The organism is Cobetia sp. Ld8, from assembly GCF_045066615.1.
Taxonomy (GTDB): Bacteria; Pseudomonadota; Gammaproteobacteria; order Pseudomonadales; family Halomonadaceae; genus Cobetia; species Cobetia amphilecti.
In genome coordinates this window covers 924,550-941,070 of record NZ_JBISHF010000008.1, presented here as the reverse complement: position 1 = coordinate 941,070, position 16,521 = coordinate 924,550, and the positions used below count along the sequence as shown (strand labels likewise).

The following is a 16,521-nucleotide window of genomic DNA, read 5'->3' as shown; positions in this document are numbered from 1 at the left end:
GGCGAATAATGCAATGACATCTCACGATGGGGCGCATGACGCCCATGACGATCACGAGCATCACGATACCAACGGCCTGAAGGTCTTCGGTTTCTGGCTCTATCTGCTGAGCGACTGCATCCTGTTCGCGATGCTGTTCGCGGTCTACGTGGTACTGAGCCAGGCGTATGCCGGTGGCCCGACGGGCGCCGAGATCTTCGAGCTGAACTTCGTGCTGGTCGAGACCGCGCTGCTGCTGGCTTCGAGCTTCACCTACGGCCTGGCGATGCTGGGCATGAACCGCGGAGACAGCTCCGCGGTGATCAAGTGGCTGATGATCACCTTCGCCTGTGGCGCAGGCTTCATCGCGATGGAAATCTATGAGTTCTACCACCTGATCGTGAACGGCCAGGGTCCGGACAAGTCCGCGTTCCTGTCTGCCTTCTTCACCCTGGTCGGCACCCACGGTCTGCACGTGACCGCCGGTCTGATCTGGATGGCGCTGCTGATCTTCCAGGTCAAGAAGAAAGGTCTGACGGAAGTGCATCGCGGTCGTCTGATGATGCTCAGCCTGTTCTGGCACTTCCTGGACGTCATCTGGATCTGCGTCTTCACCGTCGTCTATCTCACAGGAGTGATGCTATGAGCCATTCCAACAACGACCACAACGACAATCACGGCAGCGTCAAGCAGTACGTGACCGGTCTGATTCTCTCCATCATCCTGACCATCATCCCGTTCGGGATGGTGATGATGATGGACGATCCGGGTGTCGGCGTGATCTGGGCCATCTACGGCTTCGCCATCGCTCAGGTCTTCGTGCAGCTGTACTTCTTCCTGCACCTGGACGGCTCCAAGGAGCAGAGCTGGAATGTCATGGCCATGCTGTTCACCGTGGTGATCGTGGCAATCGTCGTTGGTGGTTCCATATGGATCATGATCGAGCTGAATCAGAACATGATGCCCATCTGATAGCGTGAGCCTGATGATCAAGGACTACCTGCGTACCACCAAGCCGGGCATTATCTTCGGCAACCTGATCACCGTCAGCGGCGGCTTCTTTCTCGCTTCCGGTGGTGAGGTGGATTGGGCGCTGTTCATCGCCACCCTGGTCGGGGTGGCGTTGATCGTGGCCTCAGGCTGTGTGTTCAACAACTGCATCGATCGCGATATCGACCGCCACATGGCGCGTACCCAGGGCCGTGCTCTGGTGCAGGGCGACATCTCGCTGAAGGGGGCCTTCGTCTTCGGCAGCGTGCTGGGCCTTGCAGGCTTCTGGCTTCTGGCCGCGATGACCAATCTCATGGCGATGATCGCCGTGGGACTGGGCTTCGTGATCTACGTCGGGGCCTACAGCATGTGGCTCAAGCGTGGCTCGGTGTATGGCACCCTCATCGGCTCACTGTCCGGCGCTGCGCCGCCAGTGGTCGGCTACCTGGCCGTCACCGGTCAGGCGGACATGGGGGCGCTGCTGCTGTTGATCATCTTCAGCATGTGGCAGATGCCGCATTCCTATGCGATTGCCATGTTTCGTGTCGATGACTATCGGGCCGCCAATATTCCGGTACTCCCGGTAGCGCGAGGCATGGAGCATGCCAAGCGTGTAGTGACGGGGTACATTGCCGGCTTCATCCCGGTGTCGCTGTTGCTGACACTGTGGGGATATACCGGCATCTGGTATCTGGTAGTCGCGACCGTCACGGGTGGCTGGTGGCTGTATCTGGCCGCCTGGCGCCTCAAGGATCAGCCTGATGCCTCCTGGGCACGCAAGCTGTTCGGCTTCTCCATCATCATCGTCATGGCGCTCAGCCTGATGATGAGCCTGGACACGCAGCTGTAATCCAGCCGTAGTACCTCTCGGGTGACCCGCCTTCGGCGTGTTGCCCGGGTGAAAGCCAAAAAAACCCGCCACCGGCTTGCCGGTGGCGGGTTTTTTCTTGCCTGTCTTCCAGAGACTCAGGTTTCGAGGACTCAAGCCCTCAGGCCAGCTGCAGATGCGGCTCCTGCTGTTCCTTGAGCGCTTCCTGCATGCGCTCGGCATACCAGTCGACGAAGTCGACGACACCGAACTCGAAGGTCGCCGAATAGGGGCCGGGCTGATAGGCGCTGGAGTTGACGCCGCGCTGGTTCTCTTCCACCAACTGACGGTCCTGATCATTGGTGGCGTCCCACACCTTGCGCAGCTTCGCCAGGTCGTAGTCGACACCTTCCACCGCGTCCTTGTGCACCAACCATTTGGTGGTCACGCGGGTCTTGAGGGGGCCGATCGGGTCGACCTGGAAGACCACGGCGTGATCGCCCATGAAGTGGTTCCAGGAATTGGGCAGGTTGAGGATGCGCAGCGAGCCCATGTCGGGGCTTTGCAGGCGTCCCAACAGCTTCTTGCACGCCGGGGTGCCGTCCGTGGTCATCGAGACGGTGCCTTCCAGCAGCGGCGTGCGCGTCATGCGATTGCGGCGACCGAAGCGCACCAGCTGATAGGGCACCTTCTCGGCATCCCAGTCGGCCTGCTTCTTCGCGACCAGCGCCTTGTAGGCATCGGTGGCACGCGGGTCATCGGTGTCATCGAATTCCTGCAGGGTGTTGAGCAGCTCCGGGTGGGAGCCATCGCAGTGATAGCACTCGCGATTGTTCTCGATCACCAGCTTCCAGTTGCCTTCCTCGATGATGGAGGAGCTGGCCGCGACCTTGACGTTCTCCATGTCGTAGGGCTTGAGGTAGAACTCCAGCGTCTTGAAGAACGGCTCGCAGTTCTCGGGCTGCTCGGCGAGGTTGATGAACAGCATGCCACCGGCTGAGCGCACGTGGACGGGGTGCAGGCCGTACTCACTGGTATCGAAGGTGGTGCCCATGTCGGAACCGGCGAACAGCAGGCGACCATCCAGCTCATAGGTCCACTTGTGATAGCCGCACACCAGCTTGGCGACCTTGCCACGCTCGGTGCTGCACAGGCGGGAACCGCGATGGCGACAGACGTTATGGAAGGCATGGATGGCCCCGTTGTCACCGCGCACGATGATGATCGGGCTGTTGCCCACGTCCATGGTCATGAAGTTGCCCTTGAGCGGGATCTCGCTGCTGAGGCCGGCAAACAGCCACTCGCGCTCGAAGATCTCCTTCATGTCGAGATCGAACAGGCGCTGATCATTGTAGAAGGGCTGGGGCAGGGTGTAGCCGGGACTGCGGGCCTCTAGAAGCCGCGCGGCGGCCTCGCGCACAGCCTGACGCTGCTGATCCTGAGCGTGTTCCAGTAAGTCGCTCATCGCGGTGTCCTCGCACGGTCGGTAGGCGCCGGGAGCAGGGTCGCCTTGGGTTGAGTGAGTGTGCTGATCATTGTTGTTGTGAAGCCGGGACAGAGGGAACGAGTGAACAGACCATTGCCGGGCAGCACCGCGGGGCGACATCGGGGTCCCATGAGGGAGTGCCGATGCATCGTGCGGTGTGTCGTCCCGTCCTGGTCGGTTCGGGTGTCGAGGGCGGCGCAGGCAGAGTGCCGCTCGCTCGACAGGATAGTCAGCGTGGAAGTTCAGGCAGCCCGCATGACGTCTGAAGGGCATTGCCACGCATGGAGCGCAGTGTGGCTGAGGTCAAGTCGCGACTTATGTCTGATGGCGACGCTCAATGATGTATTTCCGACGCCGGTCGTCTGCGCAGGGGCTTTGAGACACAGACAGGCGCAGCGATGAGGCGGGGGCAGGGCGCTGCGGGGGAGGGATTGGAGCGATCGGGCATGTTTCTGTCGTGCACGGATAAATGCTTGCCGGGCGCTGACTCGACAATCCTGAGCATGTCCCACCGTTGGCCGCGCACGCAGCGCAGGGGGGCCTGACACTGTCTCTTCAAGAACATGTCTCCAAGAACAACATGCCCAGCGAGGCCTTCATGAGCACCACTCTCAGCAACTTCAATCCGGTTACGACACAGACCTGGACCAACGGTCGACATAGCGTGCGCTGCGTGAAGGTCATTCAGGAAACCTGGGACGTTCGCACCTTCTGTTTCATGGCCGAACAGCCGGTGATGTTCTTCTTCAAGCCGGGGCAGTTCGTGACCCTGGAGCTCGAGATCGATGCCCAGCAGATCATGCGCTCCTACACCATCTCCAGCTCACCGTCGGTGCCCTACAGCTTCTCGATCACCGTCAAGCGCGTGCCGGGCGGGCTGGTCTCCAACTGGCTGCACGACAACCTCAATGAAGGCGACGTGCTGGCGGTGCACGGCCCGGTCGGCAACTTCAACTGCATCGACTATCCGGCGGAGCGTATTCTGATGCTGTCCGGTGGCGTGGGCGTCACGCCCTTGATGTCGATGGCGCGCTGGTACTTCGATACCAATGCCAACGTGGACATCTCCTTCGTGCACAGTGCGCGCAGCCCGCGCGACATCATCTTCTGGCGTCAGCTCGAGTTCATGGATTCCCGCGTGCCGGAGTTCAACATGCACGTCATCTGTGAACGCTTCGAGACCGGCCAGACCTGGTCCGGCTATCGCGGCTACCTCACCGACGCGATGCTCGAGATGATCGCGCCGGACTTCATGGAGCGCGAGATCTTCTGCTGTGGCCCCACGCCCTACATGAATGCGGTCAAGCATCTGCTGCGCAGCCATGGCTTCGACATGAGCCGCTATCACGAGGAATCCTTCGGTGCCACGCCGGTCGATGTCGAGGAAGAGGCCATCGAGCAGGCCGAACAGGCCGAGGTGCTGGCCGATGAGCTGGACCGCTCCGATCTCACGCGGGTCGAGTTCTCCGCCACCGGCAAGTCGGTGCAGATCGCCCCGGGCGAGACCGTCCACGCCGCCGCCGCCAAGCTCGGCCTGCATATTCCCAAGGCCTGCGGCATGGGCATCTGCGGCACCTGCCGGGTGCAGAAGGTCTCGGGCGAGGTCGAGATGGAACACAACGGCGGCATCACCGATGAAGACGTCGCCGAAGGCTTCATCCTGTCCTGCTGCAGCGTGCCCAATGGCGATGTGGTGATCGATTACTGATCCACAACCTGGCCTCCCTGCTGGCTTTCGCGAACGATATTCACGGGCGGGCGCAGGCGCTGGATAAATGCGCTGGCTAAATGAGAGGACATGTCGCATTCGCGCGGTTGGATGACGCAGCCAGTCAGCCGCGACTTCCCGGGTCCCATTAGCGTTAGGGGTACAAAAAGTACAACTAACTAATGGAGCAAGACATGACTCGGGACGTGAAGACCCCACTACGGCCATCGCTCAAGATGGCCTGCCTGCCTATCGTGGCCACCCTGGCCGTTCTTGCATTGCAACTGTTCGTGTTCGGCGAGTTCACTCCGCATGTACCGCTGGTATGCGGTGTCGCCATCACGGCGCTGATCGGCTGGAAGCTGGGCCACGGCTGGTCGGCGATGGAAGAGGGCATGATGCGCATCGTGCGTGTCGGCCTGCCCTCCATCGCGATCCTGATTCTGGTCGGCATGACGGTCGGCGTATGGATCGCCTCCGGCAGCGTGCCGATGATCATCTACTACGGGCTCAAGCTGGTCTCGCCGGAATACTTCCTGGCGGCGGCCATGCTGCTGTGCGCGGTGGTCTCGGTGGCGCTGGGTACCAGCTGGGGCACCGTGGGCACGGTGGGGCTTGCGCTGATGGGCATCGGGGCCGGCTTCGGCATTCCGCCGTGGTGGACCGCCGGTGCGGTGGTATCTGGCGCCTTCTTCGGTGACAAGGTCTCGCCGCTGTCGGATACCACCAATCTGGCCCCTGCGGTGACGGGCGTGAATCTGTTCGCGCACATCCGCAACATGATGCCGACCACCATTCCCTCCATGCTGATCGCGCTGGTGATCTACCTGATCGCCGGTAACCTGCTCGCCGCCGGTCAGGTGCTGGATCTCGAGCGCATCACCGCCATCACCGAAGGGCTTTCCGGGCACTTCACCTTCAATCTGTGGGTACTGATGCCGCCGCTGCTGGTGATGACGCTGGCCGTTGCGCGCATGCCGGCACTCCCGGCGCTGTTCGTCGGGGTGCTGGCCGGAGCGGTCGTGGCATTCGGCGTACAGGGCGAGGCGGTCAAGGCACTGTTCGGCTATATGCAGGGCGGCTACGCCTTGAGCACCGGCGTGAGCGAGATCGACAGCCTGCTCAATCGCGGCGGCATCATGTCGATGGCCTGGGTCATCCTGCTGGTGATGATCGCACTGGCCTTCGGGGGACTGCTGGAAATCATCGGCTGTCTGGAGGCGCTGTGTGCCGCGGTGCTGGTCAAGGTGCGCGGTATCTTCGGTCTGCAGGTCGCGGCCAGTTCCACGGCGGCGCTGACCAATGTCATCGCGGGCGACCCCTACCTCTCGATTGCCCTGCCGGGACGCATGTACGCGCCGATCTATCGGGGTGAGGGATACTCGACGCTCAATCTGTCGCGCTCACTGGAAGAGGGCGGCACGCTGATCTCGCCGCTGATTCCCTGGAATGCCGGTGGCGCGGTGGTGGTCAGCTCATTGGGGCTGATGGCCGGTGGCGCGGGCATGGAGGGGCTGCTCTACATTCCGCTGGCCTTCGCCTGCTGGCTGTCACCGTTGCTGGGGCTGCTCTACACCCTGCTTGGACGCTTCATCATTCGGGCCGATGATGATGAGCGCGCCGAATGGCAAGCCAGGGGACATGCCGTGACAACGCTGGCCCAGCTGCGTCAGCAGCAGGCCGAGGGCCTGGCGGGACTGCCAGCCGCCACGCCCGAGGTGCGCTGACAGTCTGCTCGGCATGAGTGCTCTAAGACTTCATGCTCAGGTTCATGAGCAAGTCGACTCGCGCAGGAAGACGGCACAAACCATCTGGAGGTGCAGACGACTTCGGGGCTACCCTTCAGATGTTGCCACGTGAATGAGCGCATGCAGTGCAGGGGGCTCTGCGGGAAGTCCCGCCAGGCCATGCCAGGGTTCGCCCTGGTGCCATAAGCACAAGGCCCCGTTGGGCTGCATGCCCTCTTCAGCTGCGGGTCGAGAGCGGAGAGCGTTCACGTCAGGTCCACGACTGCCACTCCAGTCACGGGTTTGGTCAAAAGGGCAATGATGACACAGGGGAACGGTGCGCCACCTCCAGGCCGGGAGCGGGTGCCAGCAGGACTACAAGGCTGATCGTCGCAACAGGAAGCGCCGTGCTGCTCAATATCGGGATGGTGCAATACCGTCTTCTTCACGGTACGGCAGTTTCCGCAGGAAGGTGTCACACGACCACGCAAGCTCAGGCTCGCGTGGTTTTTTTGTGCCTGTCATTCAGTGCGGGAAGGCTCGGGCGGCCTCCGTCGGGTCAGCCCAGTGTCGCCCCCATCGCCGCCAGCAGCATGGGCAGATAGAGGAAGGCGGCGAGCGTCGAGCAGAACACCAGCGTGGCCACGTACTCCGGCTCACGCCCGGCCTTCTGGGCGAACATGTAGTTGTAGACCGCCACCGGCATGGCCATCTGCATGGTCAACACGTGCAGCGCCAGCGGGGGCAGGTCCAGCAGGGTGCCGATCCCCCAGGCACACAGGGCGGCAAAGGGAATGCGCAGGACACTGAAGCCCACGCCCGCCGCCAGATTCTTGACGCGAATGCTGGCCAGCGACACGCCCAGGGTGATCAGCATCAGCGGCACGGTGAAGCCGGAGATCAACTCCAGGCTGTTGGCAACGAAGCGCGGCATGTGCACATCGCAGAGCAGCATGAGAGTGGCGACGATGCTTGCCCAGATGGTCGGCGAGCGCACCACGCTGCGCAGCGGGTTGCCGCTGGTGCTGGCAAGCCAGGCGCCGAGGGTGAACTGCAGCAGTGACATGGTGACCATGATGGTGATGGCGTAGGCGAAGCCGGCCTGGCCGAAGGCGTAGAGCGAGACGGGCAGGCCCATGTTGCCGACGTTGGAGAACAGCAACGGCGCCACCGCGACCTTCCAGGGCTTGCCGATCAGGCGCGCGAAGGGCCAGCTCAGCGCCAGCAGCAGAGCCATCACGGACAGTGTCGCCAGGCCCGTACGCAGGAAGCTCGAGTTGTCGATCTCGGCGCTGCCCAGCGCATTGAGGATCAGCGCCGGCGTGCCGATGTAGAGCACCAGCCGGGTGACGAAGGCCATCGGGTAGTCGTTGCCCAGCCTGACCCAGAAGAAGCCGATGGCGGCGCCACACAGTACCGGTGCCATCACCGCCAGCAATTCCATCAGCATATTCTCAACTCCCTTCCTCAGGCGCGCGCTTGCATGGATCAGTCGTCATCCGGCGCCTGATCGCACGATATCGGTGTCTAGCATACCTGCCCGCAGGGGCTTCGGTGTAGCGCCAGTGGCGGGCAGCCACTATTCGCAGCAGCTCTGTGCGGGCCATCGAGATGTCGCTTTTGCCTGCCGATGTCGCATTCGCGCTGCGGGGTGACGCTGACAAGCAGTTTGCCGCAGGGGGGCAGGGCTAGTATCGGGTCAAGACAGCCACTCAAGGCCTTGGCGCCGGCTGACTCGACACGATTTGAGCGAACAGACGATCACTGATCACCCTTCATCGAACCATTCCAACAACAACGATCCGCTTACCGGAGGCGCGCAATGTCTCAGCAACATGGCTACACCCGTGATGACCGACTGGCCAGACTCGACCCTGCACTGGCCGAGGCCATCCTCGAAGAGACAGCGCGTCAGGAAGCGCATATCGAGCTGATCGCCTCCGAGAACTATGCAAGCCCGCTGGTGATGGAGGCCCAGGGCAGCCAGCTGACCAACAAGTACGCCGAAGGCTATCCGGGCAAGCGCTACTACGGTGGCTGCGAATTCGTCGACAAGGTCGAGACACTGGCCATCGAGCGCGCCTGTGCACTGTTCGGCTGTGACTACGCCAACGTGCAGCCGCACTCCGGCGCCCAGGCCAACGCGGCCGTGTTCATGGCACTCGTCTCGCCGGGCGACACCATCCTCGGCATGAGCCTGGCGCATGGCGGTCACCTGACCCACGGCGCGGCACCCAACTTCTCCGGCAAGCACTACAACGCCATCCAGTACGGCCTGACCGAAAGCGGCGAGCTGGACTACGAGGAAATGGAGCGTCTGGCGCGTGAGCACAAGCCGAAGATGATCATCGCCGGCTTCTCCGCCTACTCGCGCGTGGTCAACTGGCGTCGCTTCCGCGATATCGCCGACGAGATCGGCGCCTGGCTGATGGTCGACATGGCCCACGTGGCCGGTCTGGTCGCGGCGGGTCACTACCCGAGCCCGCTGCCCTACGCCCATGTCGTCACCACCACCACCCACAAGACGCTGCGCGGCCCGCGCGGTGGCCTGATTCTCTCCGCCACCGGTGATGAAGCGCTGCACAAGAAGCTCAATGGCGCCGTCTTCCCCGGCCAGCAGGGCGGCCCGCTGATGCACGTCATCGCCGCCAAGGCCGCGGCCTTCAAGGAAGCGATGAGCCAGGACTTCGTCAGCTATCAGGCCCGCGTGATCGCCAATGCCCGCGTGATGGCCGAGGTCTTCATGGCGCGCGGCTACGACGTGGTCTCCGGCGGCACCGATGACCACCTGTTCCTCGTCTCGCTGATCCGTCAGGGCGTGACCGGCAAGGACGCGGATGCCTCACTGGGCCGCGCCCACATCACCGTCAACAAGAACAGCGTGCCGAATGACCCGCAGAGTCCCTTCGTGACATCCGGGCTGCGCATCGGCACTCCGGCCGCCACCACGCGCGGCTTCGGCGAGGCGGAATGCGAGGCACTGGCCGGCTGGATCTGTGATCTGCTCGACGCGCTGTCCACCGGCGAGAGCGCCAAGGTGGAAGCCGAGGTGCGCGGCAAGGTCGAGGAAGTCTGTGCACGCTTCCCGGTCTACGCATCGAACAGCGTGACCGACCCCGCTGCGCTTGCCTGAACAAGGCGCTGGCGAGAGACAACGATAACAACGACACATGCCGCAAGCGCAGAGACAACACTCGGGTGACAACAACAGACATCACTCGGGCGAGAGCACCGGACAGCGCTTGCGGTGGCAAAGATGTGAGGAGGGTGGCAAATGCAGCGTTACTCGGGATTCGGGCTGGTCAAGCATGCGCTCAGCCACCATGAGAACTGGCAGAAGGTCTGGCGTAGCCCAGAACCCAAGAAGGAATACGACGTCGTCATCGTGGGTGGCGGCGGGCATGGTCTGGCCACGGCCTACTATCTGGCCAAGGAGCACGGCATCACCAATGTCGCGGTGATCGAGAAGGGCTGGTTGGGCGGCGGCAACACCGCGCGCAACACCACCCTGGTGCGCTCCAACTATCTGTGGGACGAGGCGGCGGCGCTCTACGAGCATTCCATGAAGCTGTGGGAAGGCCTGTCCCAGGATCTCAACTACAACGTGATGTTCTCCCAGCGTGGCGTGCTCAACCTGGGCCACACCCTGCAGGACATGCGTGACATCCAGCGCCGCGTGAATGCCAACCGTCTGCAGGGCATCGACGGCGAGGTGCTGGACGCCCAGCAGGTGCAGGAACTGGTGCCGGCGATGGACTGCTCGAGCCGCGCACGCTACCCGATTCTCGGTGCCTCCTGGCAGCCGCGCGGTGGCGTGGCACGTCACGACGCCGTGGCCTGGGGCTTCGCGCGCGGCGCCGACAGCCTCGGCGTCGACCTGATCCAGCAGACCGAGGTCACCGGCTTCCGCAAGCAGGATGGCGCCATCGTCGGGGTGGAAACCTCGCGCGGCTTCATCGGTGCCAAGCGTGTCGGAGTGGTCACCGCAGGCAACTCCGGGGTGATGGCCGAGAAGGCCGGCTTCCGTCTGCCGCTGGAATCCCACCCGCTGCAGGCGCTGGTCTCCGAGCCGCTCAAGCCGATTCTCGACACCGTGGTGATGTCCAACCACGTCCACGGCTATGTCAGCCAGTCGGACAAGGGCGACCTGGTCATCGGTGCCGGCATCGACGGCTACGTGGGCTATGGCCAGCGTGGCAGCTACCCGACCATCGAGCACACCCTGCAGGCCATCGTCGAGATGTTCCCGATCTTCTCGCGGGTACGCATGAACCGTCAGTGGGGCGGCATCGTCGACACCTGCCCGGACGCCTGTCCGATCATTTCCAAGACGCCCGTGAAGGGGCTCTATTTCAACTGCGGTTGGGGTACCGGTGGCTTCAAGGCCACGCCGGGTTCCGGCAACGTCTTTGCCTGGACACTGGCCAAGGGGCGCACCCATCCGCTGGCAGAACCCTTCTCCTATGACCGTTTCAATACGGGCAAGCTGATCGACGAACACGGCGCCGCTGGCGTCGCGCACTGAACCTGCCGTCAGGAGACGACCGACCATGATGCATATCTTCTGTCCCTACTGCGGCGAGCTGCGCGAGGAAGAGGAATTCCACGTCAAGGGCCAGGCGCATATCGAGCGCCCGAAGGACCCCGAAGCCTGCTCCGATGCCGAGTGGGGGGATTATCTGTTCTTCCGCAACAACCCGCGTGGCGTCCATCACGAGCTGTGGATTCACGCCGTGGGCTGTCGCAAGTATTTCAACATCACCCGCCACACCGTGACCTACGAGATTCTCGAGACCTATCGCATGGGCGAGCAGCCCACCATCACCGGTGAGACAAAAGCCGATCCGACCACGCAAGCCAAGGGGGTGAGCGCATGAGCCAGCAAGACAACCAGACCGCCGCTGCCCCGCGCCGTCTCGCCTCGGGTGGACGCATCGACCGCGCCACGCCGCTGACCTTCACCTTCAATGGCAAGCGCTATCAGGGCCTGGCAGGCGATACCCTCGCCTCGGCACTGATGGCCAACGGCCTCGACGTGCTCAACGCCAGCTTCAAGTATGCGCGTCCGCGCGGCCTGGTCGCCGCCGGTGCCGAAGAGCCCAACGCCATCCTGCAGCTGGGCAGCACCGAAGCGGGCCAGGTGCCCAACGTGCGTGCCACCCAGCAGGCACTTTACGATGGCCTGGAAGCTCACGCTGTCAGCGGCTGGGTCAAGGCGCAGAAGGACCTGATGAGCCGCTTCCTGCCGCAGGTCGGCAAGCTGGGCGGCAAGTTCATGCCGCCGGGCTTCTACTACAAGACCTTCATGGCGCCGGCCTCGCTGTGGATGACCTACGAGAAGTACATCCGCAAGGCCGCCGGTCTCGGGCGTTCTCCGCTCGAGGAGGACCCGGACATCTATGATCACCTGCATCAGCACACCGATGTGCTGGTGATCGGCTCCGGTCCGGCGGGCCTGATGGCGGCGCTGGTCGCGGCCCGCAGTGGCGCGCGCGTCATCCTGTGTGACGAGCAGGAAGAGCTGGGTGGCTCGCTGCTCTCCATGTCGGCGGACTGCCTCGATCAGACTCTGGACGGCAAGCCCGCCATCGAATGGCGTGACGCGGTGCTTGCGGAACTCGAAGCCTGCGAGGATGTGCAGCTGCTGCCGCGCACCACCGCCAATGGCTATCACGATCACAACTTCGTGACCCTGCACGAGCGCCGTACCGAGCATCAGGCCGATCTCGCGCCCTTGAATGCCCGTGGCGCCCAGCAGGCACGCTCCCGCCTGCACCGCGTGCGTGCCCATCGCGTCATCATGGCCACCGGCGCCCATGAGCGGCCACTGGTCTACAGCCACAACGATGTGCCGGGCAACCTGCTGGCCGGTGCCGTCACCACCTATCTGACTCGTTACGGCGTCGCCGCCGGTGACAAGCTGGTGCTGTCGGTCAACAACGACCACGCCTATCGCGCGGCGCTTGCCTGGGCGGCGGCCGGTCGTGAAGTGGTCGCGATCGCCGATGCGCGTCCGGCGCCCTCCGGCGTGATGGTCGAGGCGGCGCGCGCTGCGGGCATCCGCATCATCGCCGGCTCCGCCGTGATCGAGGCCAAGGGCGAGCGTCGCGTGACAGGTGCGCGCATCGCGGCCATCGATATCGATGCCTTCAGCGTGACGGGGGCAGTGGAAGAGCTCGCCTGCGACACCATCGCAAGCTCCGGCGGCTACAGCCCGGTGGTTCACCTGGCGGCGCACACCGGTGCGCGTCCGGTATGGAGCGACGAGATCCACGGCTTCCTGCCGGCGCTGGGCGCACCGATGCTCAAGGGCTTCGATGCCTGCGGCGCCGCCAATGGCAGCTTCGCGCTGGAAGATGTGCTGGTCGCGGCCTACGCCAGCGGTGTCGCCGCGGTGGAAGCCTGCGAGTTCGAGACCGCCCAGGCCGAGGTGCCTGCGGTCTCCGAACTTGCAGAAACGCCGATGCTGCCGCTCTATCAGGTGCCGCATGACAAGCCCACCGCACGCGCGCCCAAGCAGTTCGTCGATCTGCAGAACGACGTCACCGCCGCCGGTATCGAGCTCGCCACCCGCGAGGGCTTCGAGTCCATCGAGCACGTCAAGCGCTACACCGCGATGGGCTTCGGCACCGACCAGGGCAAACTGGGCAACATCAACGGCATGGCGGTCGCCGCGCGCTGTCTGGGGCAGACCATCCCCGACACCGGCACCACCGTGTTCCGTCCCAACTATACGCCGGTGACCTTCGGCGCCATCGTCGGCCGTCACTGCGGCGAGCTGTTCGACCCGATCCGCTACACCGCGATGCACGAATGGCACGTAGCGCAGGGCGCCAAGTTCGAGGATGTCGGCCAGTGGAAGCGCCCCTGGTACTACCCGCAGGGCAGTGAGGACATGCATGCCGCGGTCGAGCGTGAGTGTCTGGCGGTGCGCGAGAAGGTCGGCGTGCTGGACGCCTCGACCCTGGGCAAGATCGACATCACCGGTCGCGATGCGCGTGAGTTCCTCAACCGCATCTACACCAACGCCTGGGCCAAGCTGGGCGTCGGCAAGGCGCGCTACGGCCTGATGTGTCACGACGACGGCATGGTGATGGACGACGGTGTCTCCACCTGTCTGGCCGAAGACCACTTCCTGATGACCACCACCACCGGTGGCGCGGCCTCGATCCTGGAATGGCTGGAGCTGTGGCACCAGACCGAATGGCCGGAACTGGACGTGCAGATGACCAGCGTCACCGATCACTGGGCGACCCTGACCGTCACCGGCCCCGAGGCGCGTGCGCTGGTCGGCGAGCTGACCGACATCGACCTCAATCGCGACAGCTTCAAGTTCATGGAAGTGCGTGAAGGGCTGATCGCCGACATTCCCGGGCGCATCTTCCGCATCTCCTTCACCGGCGAGCTGTCCTACGAGCTCAACGTGCCGGCCAACTACGGGCTGCATGTCTGGAAGCGCCTGTTCGAATGTGGCAAGAAGTACGGCCTCACGCCCTACGGCACCGAGACCATGCACGTGCTGCGCGCCGAGAAGGGCTTCATCATCGTCGGTCAGGACACCGATGGCTCGATCACCCCGGAAGATCTCGGCATGCAGTGGTGTGTCGGTTACAACAAGCCGTATTCCTGGATCGGCAAGCGTGCGCTGTCGCGTCCGGATACCCGCCGCGATGACCGCAAGCAGATGGTCGGCCTGATTCCGACGCGCAAGAAGGCCGGCGATGAGCGCATCGTGCTGCCGGAAGGCTCGCAGATCGTCTTCGACCCCGAGCACGCCATCCCGATGCCGATGGTCGGCCACGTGACCTCCAGCTACTACAGCCCGACGCTGGGACATGGCTTCGCGCTGGCGGTGGTCAAGGGCGGTGCCAAGCGCATCGGCGAGACGGTGTTCCTGCCGCAGGCCGATGGTACGACGCTGGAAGCCGAAATCACCTCACCGGTGTTCTACGACAAGAAAGGGGAGCGCCAGCATGTCTGATGCCACCACACTCGACCCGCAAGCGGGTGCCGCCGTCGATGCGCAGCCGCAGGACATGACAAGTTCTCAGACGTCGGTGATCGACCAGCGCCCGACGCCCGAGGTCCACGCTCAGTGCGCCCGTTCGCCACTGGCGCATCTGTTCACGGCCCGCGATGACGGCGATGCCGGCGTCGTGCTGCAGGAAAAGGCGTTTCTCGGTCACCTGACGCTGCGCGGTGACCCCGCGCAGCCGGGCTTCGCCGAGGGTGTCGAGGCGGCGCTGGGTCTGGCGCTGCCGTTGACGCCGGCGACCCTCCATCAGAATGAGGGCGGTCGCTCGATCCAGTGGCTGTCACCGGATGAGTGGCTGATCCTGGTGCCCGGCGAGGAAGCCTTCACTGTCGAGAAGGCGCTGCATGAGGCGTTGGCCGGCCGCTATCAGGTGGTCAACGTCAGCGGTGGTCAGACCGTCATCTCGCTGAGTGGCGACCAGGCGCGTCAGGTGCTGATGAAGTCGACGCCCACCGATGTGCACCCGCGTGCCTTCCCGGTCGGACGTGGCGTGCCGGCGGTGTTCGCCAAGGCGACACTGGTGCTGCGCCGCGTCAGCGAGAGCGAATTCGAGCTGGTGGTGCGCAGAAGCTTCGCCGATTACCTCGGCCGCTGGCTGCTGGATGCCAGCGAGGAATTCGGGGTCTGCATCAAGGCCTGAGGTCTGAGGCCTGATATCTGAGGCCTGAGTGCGTCTGGAGAGATCTGCGTCTAGAGAGAGGTCTGTCGCAGGCGCACGCCATGACCTGAATCGACTGCCAGGGGCCTTGCCCGGGCCAGGAGGCGGGCTTCAGAAATACTGAAGCCCGCCTCAATAATATTGGTTTGTCGCGCAGGGCCTCGGATGCAACCCTGACGTTGCTGCTTCCAACAATAGATAATCCTTACATGACAGGCACCTACGTATGCGTGATACCTGGATTCTGACCGCCCAATGTCCCAGCCGCATCGGCACGGTGGACGTCGTGACGCGCTACCTGCGCGAGCAGGGCTGCTATATCACCGAGCTCAATTCCTTCGATGACCGCCTGTCGGGGCGCTTCTTCATCCGGGCCGAATTTCGTCCGCAGACCGAGGCCGGTGCCCTCGATGACGGCTTCGATGCCGCGAGTTTCGAGCAGGGCCTGGGCACGCGTGCCGCCGACTTCGAGATGGACGTCAGCCTGAGTGCGCCGGATGAGCGCATGAAGGTGGTGATCATGGTCTCGCGCTCGGACCACTGCCTGAACGACCTGCTCTACCGGCATCGCATCGGCCAGCTGCCGATGGACATCACCGCCGTCATCTCCAACCATCCGGACATGGCACCGCTGGCCGAGTGGCATGGCCTGCCGTATCACCACCTGCCGATCACCGCCGAGACCAAGGCCGAGCAGGAAGCCAGGGTATGGCAGATCGTGCAGGACACCGGGGCCGAGCTGGTGATTCTGGCGCGCTACATGCAGGTGCTGTCGAGCGACATGTGCGAGAAGCTCTCGGGGCGGGCGATCAACATCCACCACTCGCTGCTGCCGGGCTTCAAGGGCGCACGCCCCTATCACCAGGCCTACGAGAAGGGCGTCAAGCTGGTCGGTGCCACCGCGCACTACATCAATGATGATCTCGATGAAGGGCCGATCATCACCCAGGGCGTCGAGACGGTGGATCACGCCCACTATCCCGAAGACCTGATCGCCAAGGGCCGTGATATCGAGTGCCTGACCCTGTCGCGCGGCGTGCGTTATCACCTCGAGCGTCGTGTCTTCCTGCATGACAAGCGCACGGTGGTGTTCGGCAACTGAGCCCGGGCTGCGTCCGCCAGCTCACTCT

13 protein-coding genes are annotated in these 16,521 nt (G+C 63.7%); 11 read left to right on the top strand and 2 right to left on the bottom strand.

The window, feature by feature from the left end; translation table 11 throughout:
- The first annotated feature begins 13 nt into the window (after positions 1–13).
- Genes cyoC through cyoE form a run of 3 tightly spaced genes read left to right on the top strand, consistent with a single transcriptional unit; the run spans position 14 to position 1,819 of the window.
- A complete protein-coding gene (cyoC, locus tag ACJJV2_RS14875) occupies positions 14–625 on the top strand; it encodes a cytochrome o ubiquinol oxidase subunit III (RefSeq protein WP_405281981.1) in 612 nt (203 codons plus the stop codon).
- Entirely contained in the window at positions 622–951 is a 330-nt protein-coding gene (gene cyoD / locus ACJJV2_RS14870) for a cytochrome o ubiquinol oxidase subunit IV (protein WP_043333144.1), read from the top strand. The genes cyoC and cyoD overlap by 4 nt, the downstream gene beginning before the upstream one ends.
- 13 nt (positions 952–964) lie before the next feature.
- Positions 965–1,819: a heme o synthase gene (cyoE, locus tag ACJJV2_RS14865; protein ID WP_043333143.1), complete on the top strand. Its 855-nt coding sequence runs from the start codon at positions 965–967 to the stop codon at positions 1,817–1,819.
- Between the two features lie 139 nt (positions 1,820–1,958).
- Here cyoE and ACJJV2_RS14860 read toward each other — a convergent pair whose 3' ends face one another.
- Positions 1,959–3,242: an aromatic ring-hydroxylating dioxygenase subunit alpha gene (locus tag ACJJV2_RS14860; protein ID WP_279834379.1), complete on the bottom strand. Its 1,284-nt coding sequence runs from the start codon at positions 3,240–3,242 to the stop codon at positions 1,959–1,961.
- Between the two features lie 619 nt (positions 3,243–3,861).
- Here ACJJV2_RS14860 and ACJJV2_RS14855 point away from each other — a divergent pair.
- The gene (locus ACJJV2_RS14855) at positions 3,862–4,971 is read left to right on the top strand and encodes an FAD-binding oxidoreductase (protein WP_405281978.1); all 1,110 of its coding nucleotides are present in this window, start codon (positions 3,862–3,864) and stop codon (positions 4,969–4,971) included.
- Between the two features lie 194 nt (positions 4,972–5,165).
- Positions 5,166–6,698 (top strand): Na+/H+ antiporter NhaC, encoded by a 1,533-nt coding sequence (gene nhaC, locus ACJJV2_RS14850; RefSeq protein ID WP_405281976.1) that lies wholly within the window; start codon positions 5,166–5,168, stop codon positions 6,696–6,698.
- 559 nt (positions 6,699–7,257) lie between these two features.
- On the opposite strand, the gene ACJJV2_RS14845 is transcribed toward nhaC, so the two are convergent.
- A complete protein-coding gene (locus ACJJV2_RS14845; RefSeq protein ID WP_054555340.1) occupies positions 7,258–8,148 on the bottom strand; it encodes an AEC family transporter in 891 nt (296 codons plus the stop codon).
- 372 nt (positions 8,149–8,520) lie between these two features.
- Here ACJJV2_RS14845 and glyA point away from each other — a divergent pair, with 372 nt between their 5' ends.
- The 6 genes from glyA to purU all read left to right on the top strand — a co-directional run bounded on the left by glyA (position 8,521) and on the right by purU (position 16,493).
- Positions 8,521–9,831, top strand: coding sequence for a serine hydroxymethyltransferase (gene glyA / locus ACJJV2_RS14840; RefSeq protein WP_043333140.1), 1,311 nt, complete (start codon positions 8,521–8,523; stop codon positions 9,829–9,831).
- A gap of 141 nt (positions 9,832–9,972) precedes the next feature.
- Positions 9,973–11,223, top strand: coding sequence for a sarcosine oxidase subunit beta family protein (locus ACJJV2_RS14835; RefSeq protein ID WP_043333139.1), 1,251 nt, complete (start codon positions 9,973–9,975; stop codon positions 11,221–11,223).
- Positions 11,224–11,248: 25 nt separating this feature from the next.
- Positions 11,249–11,575 (top strand): sarcosine oxidase subunit delta, encoded by a 327-nt coding sequence (locus ACJJV2_RS14830; protein ID WP_043333138.1) that lies wholly within the window; start codon positions 11,249–11,251, stop codon positions 11,573–11,575.
- Positions 11,572–14,679: a sarcosine oxidase subunit alpha family protein gene (locus tag ACJJV2_RS14825; RefSeq protein WP_405281973.1), complete on the top strand. Its 3,108-nt coding sequence runs from the start codon at positions 11,572–11,574 to the stop codon at positions 14,677–14,679. The genes ACJJV2_RS14830 and ACJJV2_RS14825 overlap by 4 nt, the downstream gene beginning before the upstream one ends.
- Positions 14,672–15,373 carry a sarcosine oxidase subunit gamma gene (locus tag ACJJV2_RS14820; protein ID WP_235506931.1) on the top strand — a complete coding sequence of 234 codons (702 nt, stop codon included), beginning with the start codon at positions 14,672–14,674 and terminating at the stop codon, positions 15,371–15,373. Before ACJJV2_RS14825 ends, ACJJV2_RS14820 begins: the two co-directional genes overlap by 8 nt.
- A gap of 244 nt (positions 15,374–15,617) precedes the next feature.
- Positions 15,618–16,493: a formyltetrahydrofolate deformylase gene (purU, locus tag ACJJV2_RS14815; protein WP_107335546.1), complete on the top strand. Its 876-nt coding sequence runs from the start codon at positions 15,618–15,620 to the stop codon at positions 16,491–16,493.
- Positions 16,494–16,521: the final 28 nt, after the last annotated feature.

Excerpts from the sequence above, each read along its gene's own strand:
- glyA (WP_043333140.1), top strand. The coding sequence starts at position 8,521 with ATGTCTCAGCAACATGGCTACACCCGTGATGACCGACTGGCCAGACTC.
- ACJJV2_RS14825 (WP_405281973.1), top strand. The coding sequence starts at position 11,572 with ATGAGCCAGCAAGACAACCAGACCGCCGCTGCCCCGCGCCGTCTCGCC.
- ACJJV2_RS14860 (WP_279834379.1), bottom strand. The coding sequence starts at position 3,242 with ATGAGCGACTTACTGGAACACGCTCAGGATCAGCAGCGTCAGGCTGTG.
- cyoC (WP_405281981.1), top strand. The coding sequence starts at position 14 with ATGACATCTCACGATGGGGCGCATGACGCCCATGACGATCACGAGCAT.
- ACJJV2_RS14855 (WP_405281978.1), top strand. The coding sequence starts at position 3,862 with ATGAGCACCACTCTCAGCAACTTCAATCCGGTTACGACACAGACCTGG.
- ACJJV2_RS14820 (WP_235506931.1), top strand. The coding sequence starts at position 14,672 with ATGTCTGATGCCACCACACTCGACCCGCAAGCGGGTGCCGCCGTCGAT.
- nhaC (WP_405281976.1), top strand. The coding sequence starts at position 5,166 with ATGACTCGGGACGTGAAGACCCCACTACGGCCATCGCTCAAGATGGCC.
- purU (WP_107335546.1), top strand. The coding sequence starts at position 15,618 with ATGCGTGATACCTGGATTCTGACCGCCCAATGTCCCAGCCGCATCGGC.
- ACJJV2_RS14830 (WP_043333138.1), top strand. The coding sequence starts at position 11,249 with ATGATGCATATCTTCTGTCCCTACTGCGGCGAGCTGCGCGAGGAAGAG.
- ACJJV2_RS14845 (WP_054555340.1), bottom strand. The coding sequence starts at position 8,148 with ATGCTGATGGAATTGCTGGCGGTGATGGCACCGGTACTGTGTGGCGCC.
- cyoE (WP_043333143.1), top strand. The coding sequence starts at position 965 with ATGATCAAGGACTACCTGCGTACCACCAAGCCGGGCATTATCTTCGGC.
- cyoD (WP_043333144.1), top strand. The coding sequence starts at position 622 with ATGAGCCATTCCAACAACGACCACAACGACAATCACGGCAGCGTCAAG.
- ACJJV2_RS14835 (WP_043333139.1), top strand. The coding sequence starts at position 9,973 with ATGCAGCGTTACTCGGGATTCGGGCTGGTCAAGCATGCGCTCAGCCAC.